Genomic DNA, 24102 nt, shown 5'->3' on the forward strand with positions numbered 1-24102 from the left:
GCCTTCCGCATCTATCCCAACCCGGGCCCGGGATATAGCCTCCCCCTCGCTCCGATGGCCGCCTTCAAACCCTCCCCCGCCGCCTGGCTCCAGTACATCGTCATGGTCGTGGGCCTGGGGGCCGTCACCCTGGGTGCGGCCGCCGTGGGTAACGGGGACCCCATCGTCACGCTGGCGCCCGTGCTGGCCTTCACGGTGGTGTGGTGCATCCTGAAGATGCCGCTGCGCTACCTGGCCATCACGGTGCTCTACCTGGTGCTCGCGGTGGACTACACGCCCGAGCGCCCCCAGTCGATGTTCTGGCCCTCGCCGCTGTTCCCCCTGGGCAAGCTGCTCTTCACGCAGATGCACGAGCTGGTGGGCATTGGCGCCCTGCGCTTCCCGCTCATCGACGGGCTCATCATCGGCGCCATCGGCATTGGCATCTACCGGCGGGCCACGAAGTCCAAGATTGATCCGCCGGTGGTGCCCATCCCCCGGCCGCTGGCGGTGGTGCTGGCGCTGTCCTTCTTCTCCATCATGTGGATGGAGGTGTGGGGCATCGCGCGGGGCGGGGACATCAAGAACTCGCTCTGGCAGTGGCACCAGGCCGCGGTGCTTCCGCTGGTGGCGATGATGTACCACTACAGCCTGCGCGGGCCGGAGGACTGGCCGCTGGTGGCGAAGACCATCATCGCGGCGGCGCTGACCAAGTCCGCGGTGAGCACCTACTTCGCGCTCGTCGTCGTGCCGGCGCAGGGGCTGGAGGTGGAGTACACGACCTGCCACTCCGACTCGATGACGTTCATCTTCGCGCTCACCGTGTGCATCACGCGCTGGCTGGAGAAGCCCAAGTCCGGCCACGCCATCCGCGGCATCATCATCATGGTGCTGGTGTTCATCGGGATGTTCTTCAACGACCGCCGGCTCGCGTACGTGAGCCTCGTGGGCGGGCTGGCGGCGGCGTACTTCTTCAACCCGTGGACGCCGCTGAAGAAGGCCCTCACGCGCGGCCTCATCGCGTGCTCGCCGCTGCTGGTCGTGTACTTCCTGGTGGGGTGGAGCTCGAACAGCAGCGTGTTCAAGCCGGTGGCGACCTTCCGCTCCATCATCGAGGGCCAGCACGCCGAAGGAGAGCTGGACTACCGCGACATCGAGAACCTCAACCTCATCGCGACGTGGAACACGAACCCCGTCTTCGGCACGGGCTACGGGCACGAGTTCCTGGAGCCCTACCCGCTGCCCAACATCGCGTTCGTGTTCCCCACGTACCGCTTCCATCCGCACAACTCGCTGTTGGGCCTCCTGGCCTTCGGCGGGTGGTTCGGGTTCACGGGCGTGTGGATGTACCTGGTGGTGACGGTGTACCTGGCGGCGCGCGCGTACCACCGGGCGTACGCGGCGGAACACCGAACAGCGTGCCTGGTCATCGTGGGCGTGGTGGCGTCCTACCTGAACCAGGTGTTCGGAGACATGGGCATCATCTCGTACATCTGCACGTTCCAGGTCGCGGTGTGCTCGGTGCTCGCGGGCAAGCTGGCCATGGTCACCGGCGCGTGGCCCTGGCCCCAGCGGGAGAAGGTGCTGGGCCTCACACGCGCGGCGCCGGAAGAGGCCCCGCCCACCGGCGCGACGGCGGCCTAGCGCTGGATGGCCAGGATGCGCCACTGGCGCGTGTCGATGGCGTACGTGGCGCTCGCGTCCGTCACGGGCCCGTCGGAGTTGCAGGCGTCCTGCCGGGGCACGAAGCGCACGAACAGCACGCCCTCCGGGCCGGGCGCCGTCCACACGTCGAAGGAGTCCCGCCGGTAGAGGCACAGCTCGTCCGCGGTCGCGCCCTTGTGCGGCTTCAGGTCCAGGGGGCGGAAGTCATCCATCGCCAGCTGCGTCGCGGCCGCCACGAGGGCGGGCGTCCGCATGCGCCCCTCCGCGGGCAGGTCCAGCGGGAACTGGAAGCGGGCCGCCTCCTCCGGGGGCGCGTGCGGAGGACGCACGGGCCGCGTGAAGAGCGCGCAGGCGCACAGGGGCAACGCCAGCAGCGCCGCCAGCCCGCGCTTCACCACCACCCGCCGCAATGCCGAACCCTCGCGCCCCATCTAGTCCTCCACGGGCGTGATGAAGCCCGTGTCCTTGTCCGCTTCATGGATGTACCCGATGAGCTTCCACGCCTTGCCCTGCCGCAGATAGACCTCGCCCGGACGGCGCTCGCCCTGGTGGGGGACGAGCTTCGTGATGGTACATCCTGAATCAAATTGGACCCGCAGGGTCCAACGTTGTGACTGACTCCAGCGGTCCTCCTGTGACATTCCCGACGGGAACCAGGGGTGGCTGTGGAAGTCCGCCAGCGTGGACGCGGCCCCCCGGTCGTCCTTCACGATGCTGGGCACGCTGCAGCTCTTGCGGCGCAGGTCCGCGCCCACCAGCGTCGTGCGCCCCAGGGGCGACGGCCAGCTCGCGTAGTACTCGCCGGAGCCCAGCGAGTAGATGAGCCCGCAGTACTCCTGGCCGAAGTCCCGCTCCCTGGCCCGGTCCAGCGCCATCACCGCCGGACAGAGCTGGTCGATGACCTCATCCACGTCCGAGGACGGATGCACCGCGGGCCACGGGCCCTTCACCCAGACCCTGGCGCCCTGCTGGCCGAAGAGGGTCTCCCTGCCGCTCTGGAAGTAGGACGTGCCGACGCAGCCCAGCAGCAACGCCACGCCCACCGTCCATGCATTCCGTCCGCGCATCCCGTCTCGCCGCTCCCATGAGGGGAACCGGGAAAACGCATAGCACGGCCAAAACTACAAAACCAGAATTCAAAGAAAGTCATACCCGGCCCGTCCGCCCTGCGGCCAGCCCTTGGCTTCCCGCGTCATCCCCGGTGGACAGCCCCTGCCGGGGATGATTGTTTGCTCTCAAATCATCCAGGAGATGGGGAGAGCGCCGTGCGCCGTTTCGTGACGCCGTGGTTGTGGGCAGTGCTGCTGCTGGGGCCCGTGGGGGCCTTCGCCGACACGCAGGGGCCGGAGCAGCGGTCACCGCTGCTGGAGATGCTGCCGCCGGTGTTCTTCACACGCCCGCTGTGGGTGCTGGAGACGTGGCAGTGGCTGGGGCTCGCGGTCGTGCTCGTGGGGGCGTGGGGGGTGGGGCGGCTGGTGGAGGCGGTGACGTTGCGGGTGGGGGCCCGGGCCGCGGGGCTGACGAAGTCCGGCTGGGATGACGAGCTGCTGGCGGCGGGCCGGGGGAGCATCCGCTACGTGCTGGCGGGGATGCTGGCGGCGGCGGGGGTGCGCTTCCTGCGGATGCCGCCGGAGGCCGAGGCGACAGTGGACCTGGGGGCGCGCTCGGTGGTCATCGTGGCGGTGGCGCTGTTCGTGCTGCGCTTCCTCACCCGGGCCGCGCGGTTCCTGGAGGCCCGGGTCGCCAGGTCGCCCGAGGGCACGGACGTGGCGCGGGTGCGTGGGCTGCGCACGCAGCTGGCCATCCTGCGGCGCGTGGTGGAGGTGGCGGTGGTGCTGGTGGCCGCGTCGCTGCTGCTCCTCCAGTTCGAGGCGGTGCGCAACGTGGGCGTGTCGCTGCTGGCGTCCGCGGGCATCGCGGGCCTGGCCATTGGCCTCGCCGCGCAGAAGTCGCTCTCCACGCTGTTCGCGGGCATCCAGCTGTCCATCACGCAGCCCATGCGCATTGGCGACACGGTCATCATCGAGAACGAGTGGGGGTGGATCGAGGAGATCACCCTCACCTACGTCGTCGTGAAGGTGTGGGATTTGCGCCGACTGGTCATCCCCATCACGCAGTTCCTGGAGAAGCCCTTCCAGAACTGGAGCAAGGTGTCGCCGGAGATACTGGGCACGGCGGAGCTGTACGTGGACTTCCGCACGGACGTGCCCGCGGTGCGCGCGGAGCTCAAGCGCATCCTGGAGCAGGAGTCCAACGGGCTGTGGGACGGCAAGGTGCAGGGGCTCCAGGTGACGGACCTGAGCGAGCGCACCATGAAGCTGCGCGCCCTGGTGAGCGCGGCGGATTCAGGCAAGGCGTTCGACCTGCGCTGCCTGGTGCGGGAGAAGCTGGTGGCCTACCTCCAGGCCCAGCCGCACGGGCTGCCGCTGCTGCGCGCGGAGGCCACGCCCCTGCCCTTCCCGGAGGAGAAGGCCGCGGGCCCGGCGCTCCTGGCCGCGCGCGTGGGCAACACCGCCCGCGTGGAACCCCAGCGCTGACGGCCGGCTTCAGTGCCACGCGCCCACGGAGAGCTTGCGCTGCTCCGCGATGGGCTGGAGCCGCTCGCGGAGTTGTTCGCGCACCTGGTGGAGCCACCAGCCCACCGTGCCCGTGGAGCGGCCCACCTGGGCGCCGATGCTCACATAGGAGCGCCCCTGCGCGCGCAGGTGGAACACCTCGCGCTGCTGCGGCGGCAGGCGGTCCACGGCCTCGCGCAGGTCCTTCTCCTGGATGAAGGTCCAGAGCTCGCCGCCCTCGGCCTCCTGCGGGTCGTCCGCGAGCACCGTCACCCAGCCCGCGTTCACCGCCTTGCGCTGCTCCGCGCGGTGGTGGCGCAACAGGCTGATGGCCCGCGTGTTGATGACCCGCCCCGTCCACGCCCGGAAGGCCTCCGCGCCCTGCAGGTGCAGCCGCTCCTTCCACGCCTCGTCCAGCGCGTGCTGCACCAGGTCCTCCGCGTCCGCGGCGTTCCCCAGGATGCGCTGCGCGTGCTTCAAGAGCCCCGAACGGAATTGGATGACCAGCGCCGCGAACGTCTGCATCTCTTTGTCAGCCATGGAAGTGCCCCCCGAGCCGCGTTCCGTGCACGACCATGATGACAAAGGTTTTCAAATACGGCGTCGCATCCTTTCCGGGAATTACCAAGAGTGTCTGGAAATCCTATCCCACCCGGCCATTTCCACCGCCGCTGTCCCGAATGCATCCAGTGTCTGTCTTTCGGATGTCCACCGGGGGCAGGCCTCCCGGGGTTTCAGACAGAAGCCGGCCGGGATGATCAGCAGTCGTCATCGCGGGCGACTCCTCTCGACGAAGGCCCTCCGGGGCGATTGACCGGCCTCGCTTCGTGGCGCCGGGCGGGTGGGGCAAAACGCCCCGGTGAGGCGAGGCGTCCGGAGGGATGGGGCAGAACGCCCCGGCCCGATGCATGAAACACGCGTGATGACACGGCAGGGTTCTTGCTGACACGGCCCTGTCCCGCGGCCGGTGCCGGATCCACCGCCCCACACCCCATGACGGATCCGGCGCTGGCCGCGAGGCAGGAAGGCGGCAACCCCTCATGCTCGAAACCCGGCGCCCCGGGTCGGCCGTCCGCGACGTGCTTCCCTACCGGAAGCCGAAGCTGGGACGGGACTACTGGATCAAGGACCACGTCCTGCCCAACGCGCTGGAGGTCTACGAGCGCAACCTGGCCCGCGAGGACTGGACGATGGGTGCCCCGTGGCGCCCGGAAGTCTGGCCCGGCATCCGCGCCCCCCACGCGCTCACGCCTGAAGAGCTGGCGCCCGTGGAGCGGTGGATCCGCGAACAGGCCGGCGTGCGCGCCCTCACACAGGAGGCTCCCGCGCAGGGCTCGCTGTCCCACAACCACGTGCAGCTCGTGGGGGAGAAGGAGTCCACCGCCAAGCCTCACGTGGACTCGCTGGCGCTGTGCGACTTCGCGGGCGTCATCTACCTGCACCCCAGGCCGCCCGTGCGGCACGTGGGCACGTCCTTCTACCGGCTGCGCATGCCCGGCGGCGGACTGGGCGGCAACACCTGCCCTCCCGGCTGCGTCAACCTCACCCAGGCCTTCGGCGTGACGAAGCTGCCCGCGAACGCGTGGGTGCAGGACGTGGCGGTGGAGAACGTCTTCAACCGCCTCATCGTGTACCGAGCCGACTTCGTGCACTCGGCGACCGCGTACTTCGGGCAGGGCGACAAGCGGAACAAGCGCGCCACCGCCCTCTTCTTCTGGAAGGCCGTGCGTTAGGCCCGCGCGTCCAGCATCCGCGCCAGCATGTCCGCGCTGCGCTCGCTGCTGAACTGCTCCTCCACCTTGCGGCGGCCCGCCTCGCCCAGCCGGACCGCTTCGGCCGGGTCCCGCGCCAGCTTCTCCAGCTTCTCCGCCAGCACCGCGGGCGCCTGCGGCGGCACCAGCACGCCGTCCACGCCGTCGTCCACCAGCTCCTTCACGCCGCCCGCGCCCGTCACCACCACTGGCGCGCGCATGGCCATGGCCTCCATGATGGCCACGCCCAGCGGCTCCTGGAGGCTCGCCAGCGAGAAGAGGTGCGAGCGCTGGATGCCGTCCTTCACCACGTCCTCGCTCACCGCGCCCAGGAGCGTCACCGCGTCCGTCAGGCCGTCCTGCTGAAGCTTCGCCTCCAGCACCTTGCGGTACGTGGTGCCGCCCGCCTCGTCCTCGCCCGCGATGGATAGCCGCGCGTCGATGCCCTTCTTGCGCAGCATCCCCACCGCGTCGATGAGGTCCGCGTGCCCCTTGCACGGGTTCAGCCGGCCGCACGCGAACAGCCGCAGCGGGCCCTCACCCGACCACGGCTCGTAGGCCACCGTGCGCTGGAAGCGCGACAGCTCCACGCCCATGGGCGCCAGTTCAATCCGGTCCGGCAGGCTCCCGGCCAGCTCCTGGCGCACCTCCGCCAGCAGCTTCTTCGTGATGACGAAGGCGAACTTCGCGTGCCGCCACTTCTCCCGCTGGTTCGGCCCGTAGTCGTCCAGCGGCCCGTGCAGCGTCATGCTGTACGTGAGCCCCGACAACAGGTGCGCGAACATGGCCACGTGCGCCGCGTTGGCGCAGGAGTGCACGTGCACGTGCGTCCAGCCGCGCTCGCGCGCCAGCGACGCCAGCCGGCCGCCCATCACCGCGAACGCCACCAGCTGCGCGCGGCCCTTGGCATCCAGCCCCTCCGCCCGGGCGATGGAGGCCAGACACCGCGCCCAGCCCGTGGGCATGGCCCGGGCAATCTCCAGCGCGGCCCGCAGCACGCCCAGGGGCGGCGGCGGCGCCAGGTACTCCGTGCGCGACATGGCCTCGCGGGCCCAGCTGTGGCTGATGATGCGCGCGGGCGGCGGACGGGTGGACACCAGCTCCGGCGACACACCCTTCCCCGGCAGCGCCTGCAGCTCGCGCCAGAAGAAGATGTGGGTCTGTCCGGGGAACTCGGGAATCAGGTAGCCGATCTTCTGCACGCCCCATCCATAACACGCCGCGTCCCCCACGCCCCCCGGGCCCCGCTCCGGCCACGGGGGCAGCTCCAGAGCCCGTTGGGGGGTGTCACGTGTGACAGCAGACCGGCGGCGCGCTCCTTCGCCTGCCCGCCCGCCCGGGTCGTTGGGTCATGACGCCTCATTGCGTTATACCGTCCGCGCTCCCATGTCCGCCGATTCGAGTCCCCCGTCACCCTCCGAGGAGACCCCGCCCGCGAGCGCCGTGCCTTCGCCGGAGCTGTCGCGGCTGTGGTTCGCGCTGGACCGCCGCGCCTGGAGCTACCTCGTCGTCGTCCCCGCCCATCCCGGCTCCCCCGCGCTGGACGCGGCCCAGGCCCTGATGGAGGCCGGAGCGCCCTACCCGGAGCCGCCCCTGCGCCTGGTGGACGCCACCGGCATCGAGCCCGCCGGCGCCCCGCGCATGGTCCTGGAAGTGCGCCGCCGCGTGGAGCAGGGGGAGCGGGTCATCGTGGTCATCGACTCGCTCCTCACCCACCCGGCGAGCCTCCCGCTGGCCCTGGCCGCGGACACCGCCCTGCTGGTCGTCACGCTGGGCGAGACGGACTTCGGCTCCGCGCGGAAGACCCTGGAGCTGGTGGGCGAGAACCGCTTCGCCGGCAGCGTCACCTTCCCGCGTCCCACGAAGAAGCAGAAGCGCGCGGACGCCGCCAAGAAGAAGAAGCCATGAGCCCTTCCGACTCCTCCGCTGGCCCGGCCCCCCGGCTCAGCGTCGTCATCGCCACGTACAACCGGCTGCCCCTCATCACCCGCCTGCTCCAGCAGCTGGCCGGCCAGACGCTGCCGCCCGAGGACTTCGAGGTGGTGGTGGTGGACGACGGCTCCGCCACCGACGTGAAGGGCCCGCTCGCCGCGCTCAAGCTGCCCTACACCCTGCGTGTGGAGGTGCAAGAGAACGCGGGCGCCGCCGCCGCGCGGCACCGGGGCGTGCTGGCCGCCCGGGGCGCCACGGTGCTCGTCACGGATGACGACATGCAGGTGGCCTCCGACTTCCTCGCGCGCCACCTGGCCCACCACCCGCCGGGCTCGCGCAACGTGGTGCTGGGCCGCATCCGGCCGGACCCCGAAATCGGGGAGATGCCCCTGTTCGAGCGCTGGTACGCGTACCTGAACAACCGCATGGCCGAGGAGCTGTCCGTCCCCGGCGCGAAGGCGCGCGGCAACCACCTGTACACCGGCAACGTGTCCTTCCCCCGCGCGGACTACGTGGGCGTGGGCGGCTTCGACAAGACGCTGGGCCAGTCCGAGGACGTGGAGCTGGGCGTGCGCCTGGAGAAGGCCGGCTGCGCGTTCCTCTTCGCGCCGGACGCGTACGTGCTGCACGGCAGCGACCACGTCAGCTTCGAGAAGTGGATCCGCCGCGCCCACCGCTACGGCATGTTCGACACCCACGTCTCCGTGAAGCACCCGGACGTGAAGGGCGTGAACCCCTGGCGCCTCTTCTTCGAGACGAACCTGCTGTCGCGCCCGCTGCTCGCCTCCGCGGTGGTGGCGCCGGAAGCCTCACGCAAGCTGACGGAGGCCGTGGTGAAGGCCTCCACCGTCGCGGACCGCTTGGGGCTCACGGGCGCCGCGTTCGCGGGCACCTCCGTGGCGTACGGCATGGAGTACCTGCGCGGCGCCCGCACGGAGGCCGGCGGCTGGCGGGGCGTGGCCAAGGGCGTCGCGCGCTACCTGCAGGGCCGGGGAAATCCCCAAGGATGAAAGCCATGTTCGGAGCCCTCATCTCGGACGCGCTGGAGATGGCCAAGGCGGCCACCGGTTCGTCGGACGCGAAGTCCATCGCCAAGGTGGTGCTGACCAGCGACTCGTACCGCATCACCGCGCTCAACCGCGCGCGGGAGGCGGCGCTGGCCCTGCACATCCCGCTGGTCAACCACGTGCTGCGCGTGGCCCAGACGGCGGTGATGGGCATTGAGATTGGCAAGGACGTGACGCTGGGCAAGGGCGTGTACTTCGTGCACAGCCTGGGCGTCGTCATCGGCGGGGACGCGCGCATCGGCGACCGGGTGCGCTTCTACGGCAACAACACCGTGGGCACCGCCAAGGACAACGGCTACCCCGTCATCGAGGACGACGTCTGGATTGGCGCGGGTGCCCGCATCCTGGGGCCCGTGCGCATTGGCGCCCGGTCGCGCATTGGCGCGAACGCCGTGGTGCTCCAGGACGTGCCGCCGGACAGCGTCGCGGTGGGCATCCCCGCGCGCATCTTCCCGCGCAAGGACCAGGACGAGGTCCCGCTGTAACCGTCGCGCTGTGCATTGTTGATCCGCTGTGCCGGGTTCGTTCCGGGGGATGCGTTGAAGAAGGTCATGGCAGACAGGGCGAAGCACGCGCGGTGGAAGCGCACCGTCATCCTCACCTGCGCGGTGCTGGGCAGCGGCGCGGGCGTGGCGATGGCGCAGCAGCAGACCGCCGCGAAGGACGCCGCTCCCGCGAAGGACGCGGCCTCGCAGCCCGCCGCCACGGACACGGTGGCCGTCTACGACGGGGGCCTCCAGGCGGGATGGAAGGACATCGGCTGGGCGCCGCGTGAGACGCCCAAGGGGGCGCCCGCGCGCCTGCGGATGTTCAACTACGGCGGGTGGATCCTCTACCGGCCCAAGCTGCCGGGCGCGTACGGCGCGCTGCGCTTCCGCTTCACCGCCCCGGAGTCCTACGGCGAGTTCCTGGACGTGCGCCTGGACGCTCCCGGCGCCGCCACGTTCCCGCACGTGCGGATCAGCCCGGAGTTCATCGTCAAGAAGGACCGCGAGTGGGCGGAGGTCGTCGTGCCCATGGAGGTCCTCAACCCGCGCAGCGAGCCCTTCGACCGCCTGGTGCTGCGCGCGTCGAAGGAGGTGGGCCGGGACTGGGTGCTCTTCGACAAGGTGGCCCTGGTGCCGCTGTCGCCGGACGTGGCCGCCGCTCGGGCCGCGGGCGGTGGGCGCATGGGCCGGGGCGACGGCCGCGAGTCGAAGATGGTCATCGACTGCACCGCGCCGTCCAAGCCCATCAGCCCGCTCATCTACGGCATCGCGCTGGACGGCAACAAGGAGACCACGGACACGCACCAGTGGAAGCTGGGCGCCACCATCCGCCGCTGGGGCGGCAACCCCACGTCCCGCTACAACTGGAAGCTGGGGCGCGCGTGGAACACCGGCAACGACTGGTACTTCCGCAACGTGCAGCTGGGCTTCGGCGCGGATGACTTCCTGGAGTCCAACCGGAAGAACAACGTGCAGTCCGCGCTCACGCTGCCGCTCATCGGCTGGGTGGCCAAGGACACGTCCTCCGTGGGCTTCCCGGTGTCCACCTTCGGCCCGCAGCAGGCCCAGGACGACACGGAGCCCGCGGGCGGCAACGGCGTGCGCCGCGACGGCACGCCCCTGGTCCCTGGCGCCCCCACCACGACCAGCGTTCCGGCCCCGCCGGAGTTCATCGCGGAGTGGGTGAAGTCACTCAAGGCCGCGAAGCGCGGCGTGAACATGTACATCCTGGACAACGAGCCCGCGCTCTGGAGCTCCACGCACCGGGACGTGCACCCCGACCCGCTCACCTACGACGAGCTGCTCAGGCGCACCATCGACTACGGCACCGCCGTGCGGAAGGCGGACCCCGAAGCGGTCATCGCCGGCCCCGCGGAGTGGGGCTGGACGAACTACTTCTGGTCCGCCGCGGACTTCGCCCCCGGCCGCCCGCCGTACACCGACCGGCGCGCGCACGGCGACGTGCCCCTGCTGGCCTGGTACCTGCGCGAGCTGCGCGACCACGAGAAGAAGACCGGCGTGCGCCTGCTGGACGTGGTGGACGTGCACTTCTACCCGCAGACCAACGTGGGCCTGGGCCTGGAGGGCGCCACCGACCCTGACACCAACGCGCGGCGGATCCGCTCCACGCGCGCGCTGTGGGACCCGACCTACAAGGACGAGTCCTGGATCGCCGAGCCCATCCAGCTGATTCCGCGCGTGAAGCAGTGGATTTCGGAGAACTACCCCGGCCGGGGCCTGTCCATTGGCGAGTACAACTTCGGCGCCATGAAGCACATGAGCGGAGGCCTGGCGCAGGCGGAGGCCCTGGGCCGCTTCGGGCAGCAGGGGCTCACGTCCGCGTTCTTCTGGCAGTACCCCGCGGAGAACAGCCCCACGTTCTGGGCGTTCCGCGCGTACCGCGACTTCGACGGGCGGGGCGGCCGCTTCCAGGACAACGGCCTGTCCACCACCGCGCCGGAGGGCACCAGCCTCTTCGCGTCCCGCGACGCGTCCGGCAAGAAGCTCACCGCCGTGCTGCTCAACTTCGACCCCGAGCAGGCCGCCCAGGCGCAGCTGGAGTTCAAGGGCTGCGGCTCGCTCAACACCGTGCGCGTCCTGGGGTACTCGGGCGCGCCCGGCGGTTTCACCGAACAGGCCACCGGCAAGAAGGCCGAGCAGGCCCTGTCCCAACGCCTTCCCCCCTACTCCATCACCGTGCTGGACCTCACGGTGAAGTGAAGACGACGCCTTGACCACCGCACACGCCCCCGCCGCCTCCTCCCGCCCGCGCCTGAACATCGGCCAGCTCGCCATCGACCAGCTCACCTTCCCCCAGGCCGTCACGGCCATTGGCGAGCTGGTGGACGCGCACCAGGGCGGCTACGTCTTCACCGCCAACGTGGACCACGTCGTCCTGGCGGAGACGAACACGCGCTTCCGCGACGCGTACTCCAAGGCCACGATTTCGGTCGTGGACGGCATGCCCATCGTCTGGGCGTCGCGCATGCTGGACGTGCCCCTGCCGGAGCGCATCGCCGGCTCCGACCTCATCCTCCCGCTGGTGAAGCTGGGCGCCGAGCGCAAGTGGCGCATCTTCCTGCTGGGCGCGGGCCCCGGCGTCGCGGAGAAGGTGGGCAAGCAGTTCCAGGCCCAGTACCCCGGCATCGAAGTGGTGGGCTGGGACTCGCCCATGGTGAACCTGGACGCGGGTGACGCGCAGAACGACCCCATCGTCGCGCGCATCCGGGAGAAGGACCCGCACCTGCTCTTCGTCGCGCTGGGCAGCCCCAAGCAGGAGGTCTGGATTTCGCAGGTGGCCCAGAAGCTGGGGCCCACGGTGGCCATCGGCATCGGCGCGGGGTTCGACTTCATCGCCGGCACCGCCAAGCGCGCGCCCGAGTGGATCGCCAAGGCCGGCTTCGAGTGGCTCTACCGCCTCACCCACGAGCCCAAGCGCCTGTGGCGCCGCTACATCCTCAATGACTCGCAGTTCGGCGTGATTCTGCTGCGAGAGTTGTGGAAGCGCACCGGCGGCAAGCCCACGGAGTGACCCACCGGGCGGCCAAGAGCCGCCCGTCCGCCTGTCTGTCCTTGATTTCTGGGTTTGGCTGTCTTTGACCCCATCTGGACATTTACAGACAAGCTTGAGTATTCTTGCCCCGCACGCCTTTCGCGGGGTGCCTCTTCCAGTCAGACGCAGGCCGTGGACCACCGGGGCGCTGAGGTGAAGCGCGGGTGGACGGGCCGGGGTGTGCGCTGGGGGGCCTGCTCCCCGCGTCCGGGGCGTGCCCACCCGTAGGCCCCTGGACGTCTCCCCATGTCATCCGCCTCATCCCGCGCGTCGCCCCGTTGGGCGGCGCGCCTCGTCGTGTTCGCGGCGTTGTTGCTGTCTGCCTTCAGCCTGCCGGCGGCGGCCGCCACCAACACGCAGGCCACGCAGAAGGCCATCCAGTTCCTGGCCTCGGACGTGGCCAACTGGACCACGCATGAGAACTGCATCGCCTGCCACCGCCAGGGTGCGGCGGTGTTCGGCATGTCGAGCGCCAAGGCCAATGGCTACAACATGGCCCAGACGACGGCCAACGGGCGCACCCTCCAGGAGAACCTGGACGCCATCTCCTTCCGCATCAAGTCGGACCAGCTGCCTTCCGGCCACTGGCTGTATCAGGGGGCCTCGTTCCCGAACTCGAAGACGGGCTGGGCGTCGTTCGGCCTGGCGGGCTTCGACCAGTACGTGTCCACGCAGTACAGCAGCGTGCTGGTGATGGCGGCCAACTGGGCGCTGGGCATGCAGCAGTCCAGCGGCCGGTGGAACGAGGACCACAACGGCACGCCGGTGAACCACGGCAACGTGCCCATCACCGCGCGCTACATCGTGGCGCTGGCGCAGGCGAAGCAGCGCGTGGACCCGGCGAAGGCGGCGCAGTACCAGGCGGCCATCGACAAGGCGGCCGCGTACCTGCGGGCCAACATCAACACGCCCACCACGGGCGTCTTCGACGACGGCATGCCGTACACGTTCCAGAAGTCGTGGGCCATCGTGGGCCTGAAGGCCGCGGGGCCGGGCGTTGATGGCGTGAACACCGCCACCATCCAGACGCTGGCGAACCAGCTCATCGCGATGCCCATGGTGAACGGCAAGGGCTGGGGCCGCCTGCCGAATGGCGCGTCCGACGACTTCGCCACGGGCATCGCCGTGTACGCGCTGTGCCTGGCGGGCAAGGAGCCGGCGAGCAACACGCGCCTGTTCGACGCGATTGAGTGGCTGAAGACGAAGCAGGCGGCCGACGGCGGCTGGGAGCCGGGCTCGGCGGCGCGGGACATCGCGACGACGTTCGCGTCGCTGGGCCTGGCGTGCTTCGGCGACTTCAGCGTGGAGGTGTCCGTGGTGGGCGAGGACACGAAGATGTTCCCCATCTACGACCCGGCCATGTCGGAGACGACCTACACCTTCAAGGTGAAGAACCACGGCTACCAGGCGGACACGTACACGCTGAGCGCCAAGGGCGGCCTGCCCGGCTGGACGGCCGCGCTGAGCCGGCCCACGGTGTTCCTGGCCTCCGGCGCGGAGTCCACGGTGACGCTGACGGTGCGCGCTCCGGCGAACCTGCTGCCCTCGCTGCTGTCGGAGGTCACGGTGACGGCGGCCTCCGGTGGCGCGCCGGGCGTGTCCGCTTCGGCTCGCGCGAAGACGTATACGCCGCCGCCTCCTCCGGTGACGGGCGTGGCGACGACGACGGCCATCCTGACGCCGGCGGCGAACGCGAGCGTGACCATTGGCCAGGCGACGCTCTTGTCCGCGCGGGTGCGGAACGCGTCGAACAACGCCGTGGTGACGGGGCCGCTGAAGGGCGTGGTGACCTTCTTCGTGGCGGGCGTGGCCATTGGCGCGGATGACGACGCGGACGGCGACGGCGTGTTCAGCCTGCCGTGGAGCATCGCGACGGACACGTGGTCCGCCACGGGGGCGCAGGACTACCGCGCGGTGTACTCCGGCGTGACGCTGCAGCCGAACAGCCAGAACCTGCTGGGCAGCACGGCGGCGCAGACGCTGGTCATCAACGCCTATCCGTACACGCCGCCGGAGGTCATCATGGGCAACCAGCCCGCGTTCCTCCGCGAGACGACGCTGTCCGTGTGGGGCTTCGTGAAGCCGGCCACCAACGGCGCGGTCATCACCTACGCGGCGTTCATCGTGAACGGCGGCACGCCGGTGGTGGTGAACCCCGAGCTGAGCGGCGGTCTGGTCTTCACGCCGGTGGAGCTGGCGGAAGGGCCGAACATCATCCAGCTCACGGGCCGCGACAACCTGGGCGGCGTCACCACGAAGCAGATCAACCTGACGGTGGACCGCGTCCCGCCGGTCATCACCATCCAGTCGCCGGTGAACGGTCAGGTGGTGGGCGGGCTGGTGAACGTGACGAGCCTCATCGACGACCGGACGCCGACCCGCGTGGAGACGCAGTGGGTGAACACCACGCTCTTGGAGTTCGGCACCGGTTCGGTGACGCACCCGGTGAGCCTGCCGAACTTCGGCGAGCAGGGCATCCTGGTGCGCGCGACGGACTCGGCGAACAACGTGACGGAGGCCGTGGTGCACGTGTTCGTGGACTCCGGCACGCCCACGGTGACGACGGACCCCGCGGACGGCGCCACGTTCGGGCCTCGCGCGAACAACACGCTGCCGTATGTGGTTCGGGTGTCCTCCGTGTCCGCGACGACGGTGAAGATTGGCAGCCAGCTGTTCCAGCTGCCGCGCGGTGGCGGTGAAATCCAGACGTCGCTGACGCTGGTGTCGGGCGTGAACACGTTCAACATCGACGTGACGAACGAGGCGGGCCGCTCGGTGCGCGCGACGCGCACGGTGCGCTACGACACGCAGGCGCCCGTGGCGACGCTGCTGACGCCCGTTCCGGGCAGCACGGTGAGCGGCGTGGTGACGCTGACGGCGCGCGTGACGGATGCGCTGAGCGGCATCAAGAACGTGGCGTTCACGCGGGACGGGTCGGGCATCCGCGCCGGCACGCTCCAGTCGAACGGCACGTGGACCGCGGCGCTGGACACCCGCGAGCTGCTGGATGGCACGCACACGGTGGACGTGTGGATGACGGACGCGGTGGACAACTTCGTCATCCAGAGCTTCAGCTTCACGGTGAAGAACAACTGACCGTCTGCGATTGATGGCAGTGCCCCTTCGGGGCGGGAGGTCCTCACGGGCCTTCCGCCCCGTTGTCTTTGGGGGTGTCATGGGCCGCATGGATGCACACAGGGCCGGCGTGTGGATGTTGTTGGTCGTGCTGCTCACGGGCTGCGCCGGTGGGCCCACGGTGCGGCTGCGCACGAAGCGGGGGACTCGGACGTACGCCCCGGTGACGTGGGACCGGCGGGTGCCGGTCAGTGCGCGGGAGTTCGAGGAGGCGTTGGCGCGGTTGGTGTTGGACGCGCCGCTGACGCTGCGGTCACCGAGGGTGGTGCGCGCGGTGGCGAGGAAGGGCGCGGAGTTGGACCGGGGACTCGGGTTCATGCTGCGGGACCGGTACGGCCGGTGGTGCCGGGCCCATGAGGCTCCGGGCGACTGTCTGTCGTTGCTGGAGGATGGGGCGGGCTTCAGCGAGATGGACCGGCTGACGCTCGCTGTGGGCATGTCGTTGGACCCGTTGCGCGCGAGCATCGGGGATGCGCTGGAGGACACGCTGAACCCGGCGTTCTTCGTGTCCGTGGTCTCGGGAGCGATTGCGTCCTGGGTGGCGCTGGCGGCGGCTCCGGAGCCTGTGTTCACCAAGGGCGCGGCGGTGATTGCCGCCGTGTTCCTGGCGTACGTGGGCGTGCAGTCGTTCCTCACGGTGGTGAGGGCGTGCGCTGCGCTGAAGGCGGCGACGGATAGAGCGACGACGTTCCAGGAGTTGGAGGAAGCGGCGGAAGTCTTCGCTCGGGCCCTGGGGCCGGAGGTGGCGCGCATCTTCGTGCTCGCCGTCACGGTGCTGGTGAGTCACGGCGTGACGGTGGGGCTGTCATCCGCGCTCACGTTGCTGCCGGGATTCCCGGACGCGGTGCGATTGGGCACGGCGCAGGTGGGCTTCAACCCGGCCGCCGTGCTGGACGTGAACGCGGTGGCGGTGGTGGGCGGTGTGGTGGAGGTGACGCTCGCGTCCACGGCGGTCGCCATGGCCACGGTGGGCCCACCTCCTCCGAGCAGTTCAGGAGGTCCGGGCAAGTGGGTGCAGGTGAAGGAGTCGATGTCCGACCGTGCCCGCGACTATCAGGCCCAGGTGACAGGGGCGCCGAAGGGCTCCGCGTACCGGATCAAGCAGGGAGATGAGGAGGTCGACTTCGACGGCTATGACTCAGTGGAGGACTTGCTGCTGGAGGCCAAGGGCCCGGGCTATGCGAAGTTCATCAAGGACGACATGAAAATGGAGGAGTTCTTCCGAGGCTTTGACAAAGTGCTTGCCCAAGCGGAACGGCAGTTCAATGTGGCAGGAGGCCGACGCATCCGCTGGATTGTCGCGGAGGAGCGCTTCGCCGCATTCCTTCGTAAAGCATTTGAGTCGAACCGCCTCCCAATCGATGTGGTCTCCATCCCCCCAATCCGATGAGGCCTGCTGAAGCCATGGTCGAGACGTATTTCGCAGGTTCCTACTGGCTGGCTCGACTTGAGCCAGTGGAGGCCTGTGCCCGACGCCTGGAGGCATTCCTCGGGATGATGGCTCCACTTGAGCCAAGCTGGAACCGCTGGCATCAATCCGCAGCGACCTTCGAAAAAGCACGCAAGCGACAGGTCCAGCCAGATGCCACGACGCTCGCGAAGCTCCTGGGACAGAAGAGCAACCGGATTGGCGACAGCTCCAGGTTCTGGCTCTGGGCCGGGGAGACGCCGGATGAGACGTCCGCGTTCAACGGCAGGTGCGGCGGCTCGTCGATGCATCTGTCCTCCGCCTGTGTCCTCCACTCGCTAGGCCAGAGCGAGGTCGCGAAGCGCGTCGTGACCGCGTCAATCATGACCGGCGTGGTGCGCGCCATGGCGCTCGCGTGGGAACCCGAGTTCGCCCTGGCGGCCTCCGACCAGCACCGGGAGCTCATGGCAGCGCCCATGATCGAGAACTACATCGGCTGGGTCACCTACCTCGCCGACTTCCGCGGGCCCGTGCCCCCACTGCCCTCCCCCGTCCAGGTGGAACACCTCCCGGACCGGGGCACGCTCATCACCCTCACGCAGGAGAAGTTCTCCGTCTCCAACCCCGCCCACGTCGCCCTCGCCGCCGACGTGCAGGCGCGCCTCCAGGCCGCGGGGCTGCTCGCGCCCCTGCGCCCCTGGGGCACCTGAGCCCGCGCTTCAGCGCCGCACGGGCCGGGCCAACCTTCGCAAGAGCACCTCGTGCGCGGGGTGGCGGGACACCATCGCCTCCGCGTCCGGCAGCTCGAAGTCCGCGAAGTCGAACCCCGGCGACACCGTGCAGCCCACCAGCGTGTACGCGCCCAACGGCTCCGCCGCCTGCAGCACCCCCGCCGGCACCAGCACCTGCGGCTGATGGCCCTGCGTCACGTCCCGGCCCAGCACCGTGGACTCCAGCCGGCCGTCCTCGTGCACCAGGTGCAGCGCCAGGGGCTCGCCATCGTGGAACAGCCACAGCTCGTCCGCGCCCACCACCCGGTGCCACGCGGAGAACTCGCCCCGCTGCAAGAGGTAGTAGATGGCCGTCCCCGCGGACCTGCGCCCCCGGAGCGTCTGCACCTGGAACGCCGCCCGGTAGGTCTCCCGGTAGTAGCCGCCCTCCGGGTGGGGCTTGAGGTCCAGCCTGCGCACCAGCTCTTCGACCATGGTGGGACCAGTCTAACGCCGCGGCCCCTCAGGGCTTCTTCTTCTGCTGCTGCATCGCGGACGCCACCAGGTTCATCAGCTTCAGCTGCACGGGCGTCAGCCGCCGCAGGTTGCGCATCAGCCGCCGCATCTCCGGCACGTCCTCTTCCGTCCGCACCACCCGGGGCTTCTCCTTGGGCGGCGGCGCCGCGAACTCCTCGCCCAACCCCAGCAGGTCGTGCGGCGGGATGTTCAGGACGACGCACAGCCGGCGCAGGTTCTGGACGCTCGGCAGCATGTGGCCGCGCTCCAGCCGGCCATACACCTCCGACGCCATGCCGATGCGGTCCGCCACGTCCGCCTGCGTCAGGCCCAGCTTCACCCGCACCGTCCGCGCCGCCGCCCCGAGGATTCCCGCCAGTTCAGTGTCCATGCCCTTGCCTGTCCCCGGTGCGAAGCGCCTCCATGGCCTCGGCCGCAGGGCATAACCCTGAAGGTCGGGTCATGTCACCTTACCTCTGGCGTTTTTTCCCACCTCCCACCAGGGCCGGACACCCTCTGCGCCACGCAGGCGCGGGCCCTCTCAGGGCGTGGGCTCCGCCACGGGCGTACGGCGGCGCTCGGCCGCCGTGAACAGCAGCGCCAGGGGCAGCCCCAGGAACAGCGCGTGCCACACAATCTGGAGGAACTGCGGGACGCTCAGGAACCAGGGGAAGTAGCCGCGCGCCAGCAGTTGGAAGTCCACCAGCCACACGAAGATGCCGAAGAGCATCCCCACCGCCGCCTGGAACTCCCAGCGCCCCCGCCCGTCCAGGGGCAGCATCGCGTCCAGGAGCGAGTACACCACGCCCCAGCCCGCCGCGGCGGCCAGGTGCACCCCCAGCCCCACCGCCACCGCCAGCCCCGTGGACACCTGCGGCGTGAAGGCCTGCGGCCCCAGCACCACCGCCGCGCTCATCCGCACCGGCACGAGCGGCCCCTCGCCCGCGGCCACCGCCAGCGCCGTCTCCGCCAGTGCCAGCAACACGCCCGCCGCCAGGCCAAACAACAGCCCGTTCGTCAACGACCAGGGGGTGGGAGTCCTCGGCGCCATGGGTGTGCCTCCTGGGGGTGCGCGGGCGCCGGAAGCGGGCCCGTCTGTTCAACGCTGCGCACCCCACGCGGAAGGGGGCAGCCACCCCGCACCGGTGGCCCGCCCCAGCCCCACCCGGACGGGCGGACAGGGGCCCTCCATCCCCCTTCCAGCCCCGCCGCACGGACAGTCATTTCTTCCCCTGCGAATCGGTCGAGTCCGTAATTTCTTCAGACGTCAGCGGCGACCCACCGTGAAAGTGCCCGGAATTCCCGGGAGCGGTGGGCGGGCACGCCGTTCGCATTAGCGGAGACGCGTCGAGGAACCGAACCCGTGTCCCAGTCTTCCGCAAGAAACCGCCTGGTCCTGCCCTACCGCGTCCACTACGCGCCGCCCGCGTGGCGGGAGGTGGGTCGCATGTCCTCGGAGACCTTCGAGGCCCTGCAGCAGACCCTGGCGCGGCTGGCGGAGCGGTCGAAGAGCCACGACTCGGTGGCGGGACCCGCGCGGCACCGCGTGGAGGGCCACGACCTGGAGCTGCTCTACGAGAGGGACCCCCGCGCCAGCACGCTCACGCTGCTCGCGGTGACGCGGGTGGGCTGAGCCGCGGGCCCCAAACGCGGGCCCTGGGGCCGTGTCACGCGGTGCGGCCGGACAGCCGCCCCACGGTGGCCACGAGCTCGTCCGGGACGATGGGCTTCTTCAACAGGCCGCCCGTGTCCGGCAGCGGCTCCGCGCCCACGCCCGACAGGAGCAGCACCGGCACGGCCTTGAGCCGGGGCCAGTCCGCGCGCAGGTGGCGCAGGAACTCCGGGCCGTCCATCACCGGCATCCGCAGGTCCAGCAGGATGAGGCTCGGCGGAGGCAGGTGCTGGAGCTCGTCCAGGGCCTCGCGGCCATTGGCGGCGACAGCGACCTCGTAGCCTTCGGCTTCCAGGATTTCGGCGATGGCGGCGCGAGCATCCTCGTCGTCCTCCACCACGAGCACGGGCTTGTGCGGCACGAGCTTGGCCATGTCCCGCAGCATAGAGACCCCCTCCCCCAGGCGGACATGCCTTCCCGGAATACCCCGACGACTGGTGGACAGATGCCGGCCCCGGAGGGTGCCCCCCTGGGGTCAGGACATCCGCTCTGGAGAGGGGGACCCCTGAGAACGTTGCCCGGCCACCAGGAACCCCGTGCCGCAGGGCGAGGGCCCGCGAGGAGAGGCCAGGACCCGCGCTCCCAGTCACTTATTTTGGGCAAAAACGAACCTTTCAGTCCAGAATACTCCGGCAGAGGTGCCCCCGCTGATTAGGACTCCGGGGCAACGCGGAGGGGAAGCGGGCTCGCAAACGTGTGCTCCCTCACGGGACCCTCTCACCGGGGGCCCCGGGGGGTTAGCGAGCCCCGGAGCCCCTTCCTACCTTGGGCCGACCATGTCGCTGAGGAGCCTGGAGCAGCCAATCCCCCGTGTCCGCGAGGCCACGCCCTGGAAGGTCCGTGCCTGGCGGGAGCTGGAGGCGGGGAGCCAACGCATCCAGGCGATGCTCGCGCCGCTGCCGGAAGGGGAGCTGATGCGGCAGCACTCGCCGCTCATGTCCCCGCTCGTGTGGGACGTGGCCCACGTGGCCAACTACGAGGAGCAGTGGCTGTTGCGCGCGCTGGGGGCGCCGGCCTTCACGGACCCCGCGTTCGACGCCATCTACGACGCCTTCCGCCACCCGAGGAACACGCGCGCCACGCTGCCCTTGCTGGAGCCGGAGGCCGCCTGGGCCTACGCCACCCGCGTGCGCTCGGCGGTGGCCGCCCATCTGGAATCGCTGCCCGAGGACAGCGCGGATCCGCTGCTCCACGGGGGCTTCGTCTTCGGCATGGTGGCGCAGCACGCGCAGCAGCACGCGGAGACGCTGGCCGCCACGCTGCAGCTGATGACGGACGTGGAGTACCACCCGGTGGAGGGCTTGCGTCCCCGGCCCGGCGCGGTGCCCCAGCACGAGGTCTTCATCCCCGGCGGCCCGGTGCGCCTGGGCAGCGACGACGCGTGGGCCTACGACAACGAGCGCCCCCGGCACGTCGTGGACGTGGCGCCCTTCCTCCTGGACGCGCACCCCGTCACCACGGGGGACTTCCTCGTGTTCGTGGAGTCCGGCGGCTACGAGGATCCGCGGTGGTGGGACCCCAAGGGCTTCGCCTGGATTGAAGCGGAGCGGATCCGCCACCCGCTCTTCTGGAGTCCGCAGGGCCACCACGTCTGGCTGCGCCGCCGCTTCGGCACGGTGGAGGCGCTGCCCAAGGACGAACCCGTGCAGCACGTGTCCTGGTACGAAGCGGACGCGTACGCGCGCTGGGCCGGCAAGCGCCTGCCCACCGAAGCCGAGTGGGAGAAGGCCGCGCGGGGCAGTGACGGCGTCCCGCGCGCGCACCCCTGGGGGGACGCTGTTCCCACGGACGCGCACGCCAACCTGGGCGGGACGCGCTGGGGGCCGTCGCCCGTGGGCAGCCACCCCCTGGGCGGCAGCGCGGACGGCGTCTGGGGCCTCCTGGGCGACGTCTGGGAATGGACCGCCAGCGACTTCCAGCCGTACGCGGGCTTCCGGGCCTTTCCGTACCGCGAGTACTCGGAGGTCTTCTTCGGTGACACGTCCAAGGTGCTGCGCGGCGGCGCCTGGGCGAGCGCGCCGGTCGCGGTGCGCAACAGCTTCCGCAACTGGGACTTCCCCATCCGGCGGCAGATCTTCGCCGGCTTTCGCTGTGCACGGGACGTGAGGTGAGGGTCGCATGAGGATGAGGACGGAGCAGGGCGAGGCACGCGTCGCGGACGGCGACCAGGCGCCGGGCGTGAAGGTGGACGTCCACGTGAGGCCCGGGGACGCGCAGCGCGCGCGGCGCGCGGAGGTGCTGGAGGGGCTCTGCCGCGGCCCCAAGGAGCTGAGCCCCAAGTGGCTCTACGACGAGCGCGGCAGCCAGCTCTTCGACGACATCACCCGCCTGCCGGAGTACTACCCGACGCGCCGCGAGCGGGAAATCTTGCGCGCCCACGCGGACGACGTCGCGCGGTTGAGCGGCGCGGACACGCTGGTGGAGCTGGGCAGCGGCACCAGTGAGAAGACGCGCCTGCTCCTGGACGCGATGGACGCGGCCGGGCAGCTCAAGCGCTTCGTGCCCTTCGACGTGAGCGAGGCCTTCCTGCGCAAGGCGGCGGAAGGGCTGGCGCGCGAGTACCCGCGCATCACCGTGCACGCGGTGGTGGGCGACTTCGAGCAGCACCTGGGCCGCATCCCGGGCGGCGGGCGGCGGCTCATCGCCTTCCTGGGCGGCACCATCGGCAACCTGAAGCCCGCGCAGCGCGCGCTGTTCCTGCGCGAGCTGGCGTCAGGACTCAAGCCGGGGGACGGGCTCTTGCTGGGCACGGACCTCATCAAGGACCGCGAGCGCCTCTTCGCCGCCTACAACGACAGCGCGGGCGTGACGGCGGACTTCAACCGCAACGTGCTGCGCGTGCTCAACCGCGAGTTGAAGGCGGACTTCGACCCGGAGGCCTTCGAGCACCTGGCCCCGTTCGACGAAGCGAACAAGTGGATCGAGATGCGGCTCATCTCGCGCAAGGCCCAGACCGTGTGGCTGGAGGACCTGGGACGGCGCGTGGACTTCGCGGAGGGCGAATGTCTGCGTACGGAGGTGAGCTGCAAGTTCTGTCGCGAGCAGGTGCAGGCGGAGCTTGGCGACGCGGGCCTCGACCTGGCCGCGTGGTGGACGGACGCGGAGGGAGACTTCGCGCTGTCGCTGGCGATGAAGCGCTGAGCAGGAGCGCCGCTTCGCTGAGGGCCGCCCGGCGCTGCTTCACGCGCGCCGGGCCAGGGCCCGAATCCAGGGGACGACGGGTGCCGCGGGAAGGCCTAGCGGCGGCGCGGCGGGTTGCGACGCACGGGCACCGGCACCGGGGCCGGCTGCTGCGCCGGGCGGGTCCACGCGGCCCAGAGCGCCGCCGCCGCGGTGATGACCAGCCCCCCCGCCGCTGCTAGCTGCTCACCCAGCGGCCCGATCTCCACGGCGGCCAGGGGGAGGGGAAGCATCTCGGTGAGCGTCATGCGCGGACTCCTTACGAGGGGGCACAGCGTGAAGGCCGGGGCCGGGCGGGCGCTCGACACAGGCCGGGAAGCTAAGGTTAGGAAGTCGGACGGCTTTGGGGAAGTCCTGGAGACCTCAGCTGACGGGGCGTGGACGGAATTGCACCCCGGGCCGGTCCCGAAGTCCATCCCCTCCCCGTGCCAGTCGCCAGAAACATCACCCGTCTCACGTAATGGGGACACCCGGGACGCGCAGGACGTTCCCGAAGCCCCCGCCGCTGTCGCTTATCGGCCTTCCGGGTGGCGCTTCTTCCACTCCACCTTCATGCAGTGGTCCTGCACCACGCGGATCCCCGCACGGGCCAGCCGCTCGGCCGCGGCGTCGTTGCGGATGCCCAGCTGGAACCACACCGCGTGCGGCTTCTTCGCCAGCATCCCGTCCACGTGCGCGTCGATGTCGTCCGGCCGGAGGAAGACCTGCACCACGTCCACCTCTCCGGGCACGTCCTTCACCGACGCGGAGAGGGGCTCACCCAGGATGCTTCCCTGCTCGCCGTGCGTGGGCACGGGCAGCACGGTGAAGCCGTGGTCCTGGAGGAACTTCGGGATGGCGTGCGCGGGCTTCTCCGCCTGGGCCTCCGGACGGATGCCCAGCACGGCGATGCGCTTCGTGCGCGCGAGCAGCGCGTCGATGCCCGCCGCGTCTTCGATGAGGTTCTTGCGCCAGTCGTCCATGGGGTACGCGCTCCTTGCTGAAGGAGGCCG

At 70.4% G+C, this 24102-nt stretch carries 24 protein-coding genes; 14 read left to right on the top strand and 10 right to left on the bottom strand.

The genetic code is table 11. The features are described from left to right. The first annotated feature begins 54 nt into the window (after positions 1-54). Positions 55-1623, top strand: a complete 1569-nt coding sequence (wzy, locus tag NR792_RS27020; protein ID WP_375755576.1) for an exopolysaccharide repeat unit polymerase — start codon at positions 55-57, stop codon at positions 1621-1623. Here the strand turns inward: wzy and NR792_RS27025 are convergent. Then, the gene (locus tag NR792_RS27025) at positions 1620-2075 is read right to left on the bottom strand and encodes a hypothetical protein (protein WP_375755577.1); all 456 of its coding nucleotides are present in this window, start codon (positions 2073-2075) and stop codon (positions 1620-1622) included. The two genes, wzy and NR792_RS27025, sit on opposite strands and share 4 nt — an antisense overlap. Then, positions 2076-2711 carry a hypothetical protein gene (locus tag NR792_RS27030; RefSeq protein WP_375755578.1) on the bottom strand — a complete coding sequence of 212 codons (636 nt, stop codon included), beginning with the start codon at positions 2709-2711 and terminating at the stop codon, positions 2076-2078. Between the two features lie 198 nt (positions 2712-2909). Here NR792_RS27030 and NR792_RS27035 point away from each other — a divergent pair, with 198 nt between their 5' ends. Then, complete coding sequence (locus tag NR792_RS27035) at positions 2910-4181, top strand: mechanosensitive ion channel family protein (protein ID WP_375755579.1); 1272 nt, start codon at positions 2910-2912, stop codon at positions 4179-4181. A 9-nt stretch (positions 4182-4190) separates the two neighbouring features. Here NR792_RS27035 and NR792_RS27040 read toward each other — a convergent pair whose 3' ends face one another. Then, positions 4191-4739: an RNA polymerase sigma factor gene (locus NR792_RS27040; RefSeq protein ID WP_375755580.1), complete on the bottom strand. Its 549-nt coding sequence runs from the start codon at positions 4737-4739 to the stop codon at positions 4191-4193. 500 nt (positions 4740-5239) lie between these two features. On the opposite strand from NR792_RS27040, the gene NR792_RS27045 reads away from it, so the two are divergent. Beyond that, positions 5240-5932: a DUF6445 family protein gene (locus tag NR792_RS27045; protein ID WP_375755581.1), complete on the top strand. Its 693-nt coding sequence runs from the start codon at positions 5240-5242 to the stop codon at positions 5930-5932. On the opposite strand, the gene epsE is transcribed toward NR792_RS27045, so the two are convergent. Further along, positions 5929-7152 carry an exopolysaccharide biosynthesis GT4 family glycosyltransferase EpsE gene (gene epsE, locus NR792_RS27050; protein ID WP_375755582.1) on the bottom strand — a complete coding sequence of 408 codons (1224 nt, stop codon included), beginning with the start codon at positions 7150-7152 and terminating at the stop codon, positions 5929-5931. The genes NR792_RS27045 and epsE overlap by 4 nt on opposite strands. Positions 7153-7336: 184 nt before the next feature. Between epsE and NR792_RS27055 the strand changes: the two genes are divergently transcribed. The 8 genes from NR792_RS27055 (at position 7337) to NR792_RS27090 (ending at position 17742) form a co-directional block, all read left to right on the top strand. Continuing rightward, positions 7337-7858, top strand: a complete 522-nt coding sequence (locus tag NR792_RS27055; protein WP_375755583.1) for a hypothetical protein — start codon at positions 7337-7339, stop codon at positions 7856-7858. Beyond that, a complete protein-coding gene (gene epsD / locus NR792_RS27060; protein ID WP_375755584.1) occupies positions 7855-8892 on the top strand; it encodes an exopolysaccharide biosynthesis glycosyltransferase EpsD in 1038 nt (345 codons plus the stop codon). The genes NR792_RS27055 and epsD overlap by 4 nt, the downstream gene beginning before the upstream one ends. Before the next feature lie 5 nt (positions 8893-8897). Then, positions 8898-9434 (top strand): serine O-acetyltransferase EpsC, encoded by a 537-nt coding sequence (gene epsC / locus NR792_RS27065; RefSeq protein WP_171421923.1) that lies wholly within the window; start codon positions 8898-8900, stop codon positions 9432-9434. Between the two features lie 66 nt (positions 9435-9500). Further along, positions 9501-11657: a GH44 family glycoside hydrolase EpsB gene (epsB, locus tag NR792_RS27070; RefSeq protein WP_375755585.1), complete on the top strand. Its 2157-nt coding sequence runs from the start codon at positions 9501-9503 to the stop codon at positions 11655-11657. A gap of 10 nt (positions 11658-11667) precedes the next feature. Then, a complete protein-coding gene (gene epsA, locus NR792_RS27075; RefSeq protein WP_375755586.1) occupies positions 11668-12468 on the top strand; it encodes an exopolysaccharide biosynthesis glycosyltransferase EpsA in 801 nt (266 codons plus the stop codon). 267 nt (positions 12469-12735) lie between these two features. Beyond that, positions 12736-15585, top strand: coding sequence for an Ig-like domain-containing protein (locus NR792_RS27080; protein WP_375755587.1), 2850 nt, complete (start codon positions 12736-12738; stop codon positions 15583-15585). Between the two features lie 88 nt (positions 15586-15673). Next, complete coding sequence (locus NR792_RS27085; RefSeq protein ID WP_375755588.1) at positions 15674-17014, top strand: restriction endonuclease fold toxin 5 domain-containing protein; 1341 nt, start codon at positions 15674-15676, stop codon at positions 17012-17014. A gap of 14 nt (positions 17015-17028) precedes the next feature. Further along, positions 17029-17742: an immunity 52 family protein gene (locus NR792_RS27090; RefSeq protein WP_375755589.1), complete on the top strand. Its 714-nt coding sequence runs from the start codon at positions 17029-17031 to the stop codon at positions 17740-17742. A 9-nt stretch (positions 17743-17751) separates the two neighbouring features. Here the strand turns inward: NR792_RS27090 and NR792_RS27095 are convergent, their stop codons facing one another. The 3 genes from NR792_RS27095 to NR792_RS27105 form a co-directional block, all read right to left on the bottom strand. Then, on the bottom strand, positions 17752-18237 hold the full coding sequence (locus NR792_RS27095) for a cupin domain-containing protein (RefSeq protein ID WP_375755590.1): 486 nt from the start codon (positions 18235-18237) through the stop codon (positions 17752-17754). 28 nt (positions 18238-18265) lie between these two features. Further along, positions 18266-18649 carry a helix-turn-helix domain-containing protein gene (locus NR792_RS27100; protein ID WP_375755592.1) on the bottom strand — a complete coding sequence of 128 codons (384 nt, stop codon included), beginning with the start codon at positions 18647-18649 and terminating at the stop codon, positions 18266-18268. 150 nt (positions 18650-18799) lie between these two features. Then, the gene (locus tag NR792_RS27105) at positions 18800-19309 is read right to left on the bottom strand and encodes a hypothetical protein (protein WP_375755593.1); all 510 of its coding nucleotides are present in this window, start codon (positions 19307-19309) and stop codon (positions 18800-18802) included. A gap of 312 nt (positions 19310-19621) precedes the next feature. Here NR792_RS27105 and NR792_RS27110 point away from each other — a divergent pair, with 312 nt between their 5' ends. Next, on the top strand, positions 19622-19891 hold the full coding sequence (locus tag NR792_RS27110; RefSeq protein WP_375755594.1) for a hypothetical protein: 270 nt from the start codon (positions 19622-19624) through the stop codon (positions 19889-19891). A 34-nt stretch (positions 19892-19925) separates the two neighbouring features. Here NR792_RS27110 and NR792_RS27115 read toward each other — a convergent pair whose 3' ends face one another. Next, positions 19926-20303 carry a response regulator gene (locus NR792_RS27115; protein WP_375755595.1) on the bottom strand — a complete coding sequence of 126 codons (378 nt, stop codon included), beginning with the start codon at positions 20301-20303 and terminating at the stop codon, positions 19926-19928. A 403-nt stretch (positions 20304-20706) separates the two neighbouring features. Here NR792_RS27115 and egtB point away from each other — a divergent pair, with 403 nt between their 5' ends. Both egtB and egtD read left to right on the top strand, forming a co-directional pair. After that, positions 20707-22041 (top strand): ergothioneine biosynthesis protein EgtB, encoded by a 1335-nt coding sequence (gene egtB, locus NR792_RS27120; protein WP_375755596.1) that lies wholly within the window; start codon positions 20707-20709, stop codon positions 22039-22041. A gap of 7 nt (positions 22042-22048) precedes the next feature. Beyond that, positions 22049-23071 (top strand): L-histidine N(alpha)-methyltransferase, encoded by a 1023-nt coding sequence (gene egtD / locus NR792_RS27125; protein WP_375755597.1) that lies wholly within the window; start codon positions 22049-22051, stop codon positions 23069-23071. A gap of 95 nt (positions 23072-23166) precedes the next feature. On the opposite strand, the gene NR792_RS27130 is transcribed toward egtD, so the two are convergent. Beyond that, entirely contained in the window at positions 23167-23343 is a 177-nt protein-coding gene (locus tag NR792_RS27130; RefSeq protein ID WP_244222173.1) for a hypothetical protein, read from the bottom strand. A gap of 279 nt (positions 23344-23622) precedes the next feature. Further along, a complete protein-coding gene (locus tag NR792_RS27135; protein WP_375755598.1) occupies positions 23623-24072 on the bottom strand; it encodes a CoA-binding protein in 450 nt (149 codons plus the stop codon). Positions 24073-24102: the final 30 nt, after the last annotated feature.

Source organism: Corallococcus exercitus (assembly GCF_042231735.1).
GTDB classification, from domain to species: Bacteria; Myxococcota; Myxococcia; order Myxococcales; family Myxococcaceae; genus Corallococcus; species Corallococcus exercitus_B.